The organism is Thiothrix fructosivorans (genome assembly GCF_017349355.1).
GTDB classification, from domain to species: Bacteria; Pseudomonadota; Gammaproteobacteria; order Thiotrichales; family Thiotrichaceae; genus Thiothrix; species Thiothrix fructosivorans.
Genome location: NZ_JAFMPM010000008.1, coordinates 1,460,064 through 1,467,533 on the forward strand (window position 1 = coordinate 1,460,064; position 7,470 = coordinate 1,467,533).

General features: G+C 51.9%; 11 protein-coding genes. 10 read left to right on the forward strand and 1 reads right to left on the reverse strand.

Annotated features, from left to right (window positions below):
* Window positions 1-92 precede the first annotated feature (92 nt).
* The 6 genes from hrcA (at window position 93) to J1836_RS21270 (ending at window position 3,401) form a co-directional block, all read left to right on the forward strand.
* A complete protein-coding gene (gene hrcA, locus J1836_RS21245) occupies window positions 93-1,151 on the forward strand; it encodes a heat-inducible transcriptional repressor HrcA (RefSeq protein WP_207251554.1) in 1,059 nt (352 codons plus the stop codon).
* A gap of 105 nt (window positions 1,152-1,256) precedes the next feature.
* The gene (locus tag J1836_RS21250; RefSeq protein WP_207253136.1) at window positions 1,257-2,228 is read left to right on the forward strand and encodes a hypothetical protein; all 972 of its coding nucleotides are present in this window, start codon (window positions 1,257-1,259) and stop codon (window positions 2,226-2,228) included.
* A gap of 90 nt (window positions 2,229-2,318) precedes the next feature.
* Window positions 2,319-2,576 (forward strand): hypothetical protein, encoded by a 258-nt coding sequence (locus tag J1836_RS21255; protein ID WP_207253138.1) that lies wholly within the window; start codon window positions 2,319-2,321, stop codon window positions 2,574-2,576.
* Entirely contained in the window at window positions 2,573-2,848 is a 276-nt protein-coding gene (locus J1836_RS21260) for a hypothetical protein (protein ID WP_207253139.1), read from the forward strand. The genes J1836_RS21255 and J1836_RS21260 overlap by 4 nt, the downstream gene beginning before the upstream one ends.
* Window positions 2,809-3,009: a hypothetical protein gene (locus J1836_RS21265; RefSeq protein ID WP_207253141.1), complete on the forward strand. Its 201-nt coding sequence runs from the start codon at window positions 2,809-2,811 to the stop codon at window positions 3,007-3,009. The genes J1836_RS21260 and J1836_RS21265 overlap by 40 nt, the downstream gene beginning before the upstream one ends.
* Window positions 3,006-3,401: a hypothetical protein gene (locus J1836_RS21270; protein ID WP_207253142.1), complete on the forward strand. Its 396-nt coding sequence runs from the start codon at window positions 3,006-3,008 to the stop codon at window positions 3,399-3,401. Before J1836_RS21265 ends, J1836_RS21270 begins: the two co-directional genes overlap by 4 nt.
* Before the next feature lie 409 nt (window positions 3,402-3,810).
* Here J1836_RS21270 and J1836_RS21275 read toward each other — a convergent pair whose 3' ends face one another.
* Window positions 3,811-4,068 carry a hypothetical protein gene (locus tag J1836_RS21275; RefSeq protein ID WP_207253144.1) on the reverse strand — a complete coding sequence of 86 codons (258 nt, stop codon included), beginning with the start codon at window positions 4,066-4,068 and terminating at the stop codon, window positions 3,811-3,813.
* On the opposite strand from J1836_RS21275, the gene J1836_RS21280 reads away from it, so the two are divergent.
* The 4 genes from J1836_RS21280 (at window position 4,036) to J1836_RS21295 (ending at window position 7,198) form a co-directional block, all read left to right on the forward strand.
* Window positions 4,036-4,359 carry a hypothetical protein gene (locus J1836_RS21280; protein WP_207253146.1) on the forward strand — a complete coding sequence of 108 codons (324 nt, stop codon included), beginning with the start codon at window positions 4,036-4,038 and terminating at the stop codon, window positions 4,357-4,359. The genes J1836_RS21275 and J1836_RS21280 overlap by 33 nt on opposite strands.
* Before the next feature lie 389 nt (window positions 4,360-4,748).
* Window positions 4,749-5,054, forward strand: coding sequence for a hypothetical protein (locus J1836_RS21285; RefSeq protein WP_207253148.1), 306 nt, complete (start codon window positions 4,749-4,751; stop codon window positions 5,052-5,054).
* Between the two features lie 142 nt (window positions 5,055-5,196).
* The gene (locus J1836_RS21290; protein ID WP_207253149.1) at window positions 5,197-5,505 is read left to right on the forward strand and encodes a hypothetical protein; all 309 of its coding nucleotides are present in this window, start codon (window positions 5,197-5,199) and stop codon (window positions 5,503-5,505) included.
* A gap of 88 nt (window positions 5,506-5,593) precedes the next feature.
* Window positions 5,594-7,198, forward strand: a complete 1,605-nt coding sequence (locus J1836_RS21295) for a YCF48-related protein (protein ID WP_207253151.1) — start codon at window positions 5,594-5,596, stop codon at window positions 7,196-7,198.
* Window positions 7,199-7,470: the final 272 nt, after the last annotated feature.

Sequence of the window (7,470 nt, forward strand, 5' to 3'; positions counted from 1 at the left end):
GTCGCAAATTTAGTGCGTTTGGGTAAGGGGGACTGTTCAGTTACAGTTAAACAGGCTTGTATCTACGGCACTTTGCCCCTATAAATGGTGGCATGACAATACGCCTGTACCCAGAACTGAACGAACGCGCCCGCCACATCCTCAAAGTGTTGGTGGAAAGCTATATCCAAGACGGACAGCCCGTCGGTTCGCGCAACCTTGCCCGTAGCAGTGGCTTGGACTTGAGCGCCGCCACCATCCGCAATGTGATGGCGGACTTGGAGGATATGGGCTATATCCGCGCCCCGCACACCTCGGCAGGGCGCATTCCCACCTCGCAAGGCTACCGTCTCTTTGTGGATGCGTTGGTGAATATCAAGCCGCTCGAACAACACGCCATGCACATCCTGCAAGGGCAGTTGAAAGCGGAACGCGACCCCGCTGCGTTAATCCAATCCGCCTCTAGTTTGCTCTCTTGTATTACCCAACTGACGGGCGTAGTGAGTTTGCCGCGTCGCAATCCTTCATCTATCCGCCAGATTGAATTCCTGAGCTTATCGAGTCGGCAAGTGCTGGCGATTTTGGTGATGAACCGCAATGAGGTACAAAACCGCATTATCCAACTCGATGCGGATGTGAGTTCTTCGGAATTGCAACAAGCCGCCAATTTCCTCAACGAACGCCTGATTGGCAAGGATTTACAGCAAGCTCGTGCTGCCTTGCTGGAAGAAATGCGCGAACACCGCGAAGACATGAACCGCATGATGCTTTCCGCGATTGAGCTGGGCGAAAAAACTGTCGCGGATTTGGGTGATCAGAAGCAGGAAGAGGATTGCGTGATTGCGGGTGAAACCAATCTGATGGGTTACGATGACCTGTCGGATATTACCAAGCTGCGCGAATTGTTTGCCGCCTTTACCCGCAAGCGCGATATTCTGGGTTTGCTGGACAAATGCTTGCAGGCGGATGGGGTGAAAATTTTCATCGGGCGCGAATCCGGTCAGGCAGTGTTCGACGAATGCAGTTTGGTGACAGCACCGTATGAGGTCGACGGTGAGCAGTTGGGCGTACTGGGTGTGATTGGTCCCAAACGCATTCCGTATGAACGGGTGATCCCTGTTGTTGACATTACCGCGAAGTTACTGAGTTTGGCATTAAAATCACGGTACTGAAGTTGCATAAAACACAATTTATGTGACGATTGTCATAAATTATTATTATAATAAGTGGTTAAATAACAATCTAGTCAATGTATCAGCCAGTGAGGGGCTACGGCTATGTTAACTTCAGTGGTAAAAATCTTGTTGCGGCTATTTGTCATCAGTCTCATGAGCCTAGGGTATGGTGTGGTTTCGCCAGCGGCTGCCGCTGTGTCGATTAAGTTGCCGGAGAATGCGTTGCCTGCTATTCCCGCGCAGCCATTACAGCTTGTACGTCCGCAAACGGATGCAGGGGTGCGCTATGACCGTATTAGCCCTGTCGTCAATGGGCAAGCGACTTATAACCCCGCGCTGTGTAATGTTGCTGCGTACTGGTCTGCGACTCAAGTAAGTGTGGGCGGGCGGGCTATCGGTAACGGTGTAGATGTCTGCAAGGTGCAGGCGCAAACTGATGACGGTGCACTCAAATTCCTCACTAAATGGCCACTCAACAATATCCATTACCCGTTGACCCCTGCACCGGCTTGGGCGCAGTTTCGTTTTTCGATTCCGCAAGGTCATACGGCTAGCACGTTGGAATACGAATTGTCGTGGTACAAACTGTTCGGTTCTATGCCTACGCATTGCCATCCTACGGAAATCGACTCTACCACAGGGCTGTGCAAACTGGATGTGAGTACCGACTGGCAACCGGATGTACCGGCGGGCTTGTTCTTGTTGTGGGCAAAACCGGGCGATAGTCAATATACCGTCACTGGGCCACATGACCCGATTGAGAAAATCGGCTATAGCGGTAAACAGGTGTTTCAAGCGGCTGTTCCAGAAGCCATGCGTGGCGTGGATGAAGTGATCGTGACGCTGTTGACCTATAACCAGTACACTAAAGCGTGTGAAAAAGCTAATCCGAGTGCCTGCACCACGCACGAGAATGAAAATCTGGAACTGCATTCCGTTAGCTTGAAGACTACCCGCGCTTTGCAGCCATTGCATCAACCCGCCCACAACACCCACGTCTTTTGGGAAATGGTGCGGCTTGGAAAGCCTACTGGCAACCGTTTGAGTCTTTGCCTGTGTGAACAGCGGCCTTGATGCGGATTGGGGCGTGGTCTTTAATGCCAAAATGTCTGGGACAAAAACACCAAAGGATATGCGCCTTGTCGGGGAGGTTCACCCACTGGCTTGCAAACGTTAGCTGATGCTGCTTTCTATTTGAATCCGCCGACGGATCCCGTGTGGAATCAAGATCGTGCCTTGCGGGTATTGTTTCTGCTGCGGCAGTTGAAGCAATGCCAAAGCGAGGGCAGCGCTTGCACGTACAGTGCTGCTGAAACCCAAGCCTTACAGGCGGCTTTTATCGCGTATGAAATGCGGCGTTTCCGACAGTGGTGTGGGATTGGGGCTATAAATGCTTTGATCTTGGCACAGAACCCACCATGAAATTCTGGTCGCTGTTTGTGGATGTGTTCTGGCATGACTTAGCCGCTGCCGATAAAAAAGCCATAGATACCAAACTCGGTGCACTGGCTGATTGTTATTTACAACAATATGCAGCCAAAGATTGGTCGATTTTCAATGGCAATAACTGGACACCCGTGCTGGGCAAGGGTGCAACCTATTGGGCATTAGCTTATTACCATGAAGATCCCGGGCGCCCGTGGTATTGGAAAAAGTGTTGGAAAGCCTATGGTTACACCGCGATTTCTACCTGACGGATGGGGCGTATATCGAAGGCATTGTCGAATACACCAATGTTTCCTACTCTAGCCTGCGCGAAATCAATAATCTGGTGATGCAGGGCTTTGGTGTGCCACTGGAGAGTGTGCGCTGGAGCGTATTGCTAAAACCGCCGATTGGTATCTGGATTTTATGACACCTGACGGTAGCATGGTCGATTTCGGTGATTCTTGGGAAAAACTTGGTTGGTACACACTCGACCCGCTCCACATGCTGTTGTGGGAAGAAATGATCGGCAAAAAAGCCATTGGCACGGTTAACCTTGATGCGTGCAAGGTACAGGAGTATTTCAGCAATAAATGGTTTTCCAAAGACCTAGAAGATCCGTGGGCAGTGCAACCGTCCATGGCACGCGATTGGATTGGGTTGGCGGCGCAATGTCAGCGCACTACCCAGAAGGGAACGCGTACCAGCCTATTTACCGAGGCGTTGACTGGTTCGCTACGTCAGTATTGCCGGGTAGCAGTACGTTGGCACAAAAAGAGGGATTGCGTTTCAAACAAGCGGATCAAACTTATCTCGCGGTGAGTGGTGTACCCAATGATTTCCCGCACCGTGAGTTGGATTCGGTGGGCTGATTTGGTCAGCGTATGGCAATCGTTTGTTGTACGACTTGGTTACGGGATATTGCCAAACTGCCCAAGGAAAACCGTATTTGATAAAGGATGGTACGAACGAGTTGTTTGATAATCTGCCATTGGGTGCCATACCTTGGTGGTTGAAAATGCGACACAAACGGGTTACAGCGGCGGCAGTTACAACAATGACACCATTAACAGTAGTCAGATTTACGGTGAACGGGGGCGTTTAGCCAAAGTGAATATTGGGGATACGACGGTCTTCACCTTGATGCACAGGCGGTGTATGGGGCGAATGATGCTGAACTGGGTTGGTTGCGTTATTTCGACCGCTGGATGTTGTCGCTGAATGATGGCAATTATTTGGTGGTGGATGCGTTGCCGTTAAGGCTGACCGAGGCGTGGCGGATGTGCAGGAATACTGGCATACCGCTGCCGAAACCGATACGGCGACCAGTTGCAGCTTTCTCGCCAGAATGTGGCGATGACGCTGGAGAATGCCCAAGTTTACGGCTGACACCAGAATGTGCGCGTCTTGAGCGCAATGCTGCTTCCAGCGTGGTGGGAGGATCAGTGCGGCGTCCTTGCAGGCGGGTGCATTCAGCCTTGAGCCACACGTCATCGCCTACCGCAATCGTATTGGTGGCATAACTTCACGCCAGCGGGCGCGTTTTAAACCGCTGAGTCCAGTCGGTGAAGATGTACGGGTTTTCTTATTGCAAGCAGCACCGCAGGCAGCACAATTACAAGCCGTGAGTGTGAAGAAAATGGATTGTGGTGGAATGCCCTGTTTTGATGTGGTGATGAATGGGCAAGCGCGGCGTTTGACGTTTGCATACGCTAATACCCAATACAGTTTGGTTAATATTCAACCCGTTGCGACCGCTTTTGAAATCAGAATGGGGTGAAGCCAACGACTGTGGTGGAATCCAATAGCATTCAGATCAGTGGTTTAACCAAACCGCTGCCTTGACGATCAGTGGGGGTGAGTATCGCCTTAATGGCAGCGCTTACACCAAAGCTAAGGCACAGTGAAAGATGGCGATACGGTTCAAGTACGGCATACGGCTTCCAGCGCCTCCAACACCACTGTTACGACGACGCTGAAGCAGGTACGAATACTTACACCTTCAAAGTACGACACTGGTGATGGATAGTACGCCTGACCCGATCAGTTTTGTGCCGCAAACGGGTGTGAGCTTAAGCAGTTGGTGGAATCGGCTGTTGTCACAGTCAGCGGCATCAATACCACGCTGGCGCTCAGTATTACGGGTGGGAATACCGTATCAATGGTGGGGTGTATACCAGGCTAAAGGCACGCTGCAAACGGGGATACGTTGCAATTCGGCATACGGCTTCCAGCAAATCCAACACCACTGTTACGACGACGCTGAAAGCAGGTACGAATACTTACACTTTCAAAAGTACGACACTGGTGGTGGATAGTACGCCTGACCCGATCAGTTTTACGCCGCAAACGGGTGTGAGCTTAAGTAGTCTGGTGGAATCGGCTGTTGTCACAGTCAGCGGCATCAATACCACGCTGGCGCTCAGTATTACGGGTGGGAATACCGTATCAATGGTGGGTGTATACCAAGGCTAAAGGCACGCTGCAAAACGGGGATACGTTGCAAGTACGGCATACGGCGGCAACCAGCTCGCGCAAATCGATAACGACAACGCTGAAACTGGGTAGTACCTCAGTTAGTTTTAAAAGCACTACAAATAAACGTGCCGGAGGAAAAATGCAAATCAGGTATGGTCTATGGTCAATTCTACTCTTCTGGATTCTATCGCCACTAGCGGCATGGGCAGAGGCGCTGCCCCACTACGGTGTTGGCGATATGCTGATCTATGATGGTGAAACGGGTTCTGCGCCAGTGTTGTTTGAAGATGCTGGCAATGGCAGCAACCGTTGCCTGTTCTACCTAGAATCGACCCCTAACGCAGGGCTGAATGGCAATAATGCCCTGCAACTCAAGCCTGATAAATGGCATGGCCCGGCTTACCGACTGTATTGCGGGGCGGCTCGCGGCGTGATTTTCTGCGCATGATATTTTGGAATTCTATTTCCGTTGTCCTGCCGGTTATAGCACCCCGCCCGTTTTCCACCTCAGTACTTGGGATCGGAGCAGCAATACCGTGAACATCCTAGACTTTATTGAAGGGGGTGTTATCGATACGAGTTGGCGACGCGTGCAAATTCCGCTGAATAAACTGGCAACCCCCGCGTGGACACTCGGTAATGTAGAGACCCTTGCTTGGCCTACTGATGATAAGAATCGTACTTGCTATGTGGATAATATTGCCCTGCGTGATATTACGCGGCCTACCGTTATCACTCAGGGCGAGACGGCTCCCACGCCTGTCAGTAATCGGGTATTACGTCTGACCTTCAGCGAAGCTTATGCTGCTAGCAGTATCCGCACCTTGGCGAACTACACGCTGCATAGCACAACTGACAGTACTTACAGCAGCCCAGTACCCGCCAGCGATACGGGAATGCATTACCGTATGCAACACTTTGACAACAGCGGCATACCCAAAAACCGTTATGACCTGTTCCTGCAATTTGCCAAGCCGTTGAAGAATGGGCAGGAATACACGCTGACCGTACAGGGTGTGCAAGACCTTTCCGACAATACGATGGCAGTAACGCAATACCGTTTTACCTACAATGACCGGCAACAATTGAATACCAATATCAAGGTGAATCAGGTCGGTTACTTGCCGGAACGCCCCAAAGTTGGTTATGTCGGTGGTTATCTGGGGGATCTCGGAGGGGGCGTTTGGGCAGTCGGCACACAGGGTAACGTTCTGTTTCATGATCCACAAAATGGCTGGCAAGCGCAGTCCACGCCTGTCACTAGCACACTGCGTGCCGTGACGGCTACCCGTGAAGATTCCGCTTGGGCAGTTGGTGATGGTGGCGTTATCTTGCACTGGAACGGGCAACAATGGACACGGGTTACTTCACCCGTCAGTACTAACCTGCTGGCAATTGCTTTCGACCCGTTGAATCAGGGGTGGATTGTCGGTGAGGGTGGGGTTATCTTGCGCTACACCGGTAGTGCTTGGGTAACGGTGGTCAGCCCAACAGCATCCAGTTTGCGTGGTGTTTTGGCAGAAACGGGTAGTGCTGCTTGGGCAGTGGGCGACAACGGCACGATTATCCGCTGGAATGGTGTCAAGTGGGTCATGGATGACAACGTTACCAACGTTACCCTTCACGCCGTTGGAGGCTCTAAAGCCGATGATCTCTGGGCAGTGGGGGACAATGGCACTATCCTGCAACGCCAGTATGGTCATTGGAAACCGTGGGCAGATAAACCGACGGGAACACCCCACCTGTATTCTCTCGCATGGAATCACAGTGGCGCCGTTTGGGCAGCCGGTGATAATGGCGCATTGTGGTATAAAACTGGCTTCGGCAGTAATGCCTTCACGGCACTCGCCAGTGGCAGCACCACGCATTTGCGGGCGGTGGTACGCCAAAACTCGCGTCAGTTCTGGGGCAGTGATGCCAATGGTGCATTGATTACTAACACTGGCGGCAACTGGCAAACGGCAGGCGATCTGCATAGCGGCATTAACGGCATGTTCGCCTTGCCTTATGGCGCGTTACGCCTGCCAGACGTTCTACCCAACGTCAGTATCCAGAATGCTCAGATGGGCAACCGTTCTGAGCGGCCCCTGACGCTGCGTTATGCTAACTGGCATCTGTCGGGTGAAGATGTCTACCATTGATTTCAGCGCCTTAATCGGCGGGCGAATACCGTGCCTATATTCCCGGCATCGGGGTATCGGACACGTTTAAGGTTAGCAAGGATACGCTGAACTCGGTGGCTTATACCACGGCACGCGGCCTGTTCTACCAGCGTAGCGGTACAGCCTTGACCGAACCGTATGCGGAAGCCCGTTTCACCCGTCCACTCAGCCACGAATACGCTGAGAACGGGCGCAAGATTGACGGGGTTTTCGATAAATCCTTGAGCACTTCACCGCTGTACCATAACGAA

Bases quoted from the DNA above. Each gene is read 5' to 3' on its own strand.
- J1836_RS21260 (WP_207253139.1), top strand. From the start codon at position 2,573: ATGAAATTCTGGTCGCTGTTTGTGGATGTGTTCTGGCATGACTTAGCC.
- J1836_RS21250 (WP_207253136.1), top strand. From the start codon at position 1,257: ATGTTAACTTCAGTGGTAAAAATCTTGTTGCGGCTATTTGTCATCAGT.
- hrcA (WP_207251554.1), top strand. From the start codon at position 93: ATGACAATACGCCTGTACCCAGAACTGAACGAACGCGCCCGCCACATC.
- J1836_RS21290 (WP_207253149.1), top strand. From the start codon at position 5,197: ATGCAAATCAGGTATGGTCTATGGTCAATTCTACTCTTCTGGATTCTA.
- J1836_RS21270 (WP_207253142.1), top strand. From the start codon at position 3,006: ATGACACCTGACGGTAGCATGGTCGATTTCGGTGATTCTTGGGAAAAA.